Here is a 320-nt window from a genome sequence, read left to right as displayed (position 1 = left end):
CGTGGCGGAAGACAACCTTCGCGAACTGGGTCATGTCACCCTGCGCTTCGATGGTTTAAACGAAGCGGAATTTCCGGGCACTGTCCATGTGGCAGGCCCTGTACCCGACGATATCGCGCCGGGATCGGTTTTGAAGTTTGAATCTGTTAAGGAGTAAAAAATGAATCAGGTTGCCGTTGTCATCGGTGGTGGGCAAACCTTAGGCGCGTTCCTGTGCCACGGTCTGGCTGCCGAGGGGTATCGCGTCGCGGTTGTCGATATTCAGAGCGACAAAGCCGCAAATGTGGCACAAGAAATTAACGCCGAATATGGTGAAGGAA

The 320-nt window shown here is 53.8% G+C and carries 2 protein-coding genes; both read left to right on the top strand.

Going from position 1 to position 320, the window contains the following annotated elements; all coding sequences use genetic code 11:
- The first annotated feature begins 1 nt into the window (after position 1).
- Positions 2–157 carry a PTS glucitol/sorbitol transporter subunit IIA gene (locus FN960_RS23750; protein ID WP_368854057.1) on the top strand — a complete coding sequence of 52 codons (156 nt, stop codon included), beginning with the start codon at positions 2–4 and terminating at the stop codon, positions 155–157.
- Positions 158–160: 3 nt separating this feature from the next.
- Positions 161–320: SDR family NAD(P)-dependent oxidoreductase (locus tag FN960_RS23745; protein WP_143850789.1), on the top strand; the 160-nt coding region annotated here is incomplete at its 3' end.

This window comes from Alkalicoccobacillus porphyridii, from assembly GCF_007293315.1.
GTDB lineage: Bacteria > Bacillota > Bacilli > Bacillales > Bacillaceae_D > Alkalicoccobacillus > Alkalicoccobacillus porphyridii.
Note: the sequence above shows the minus strand (reverse complement) of the source record. Positions and strands in the feature narration are given on the sequence as shown.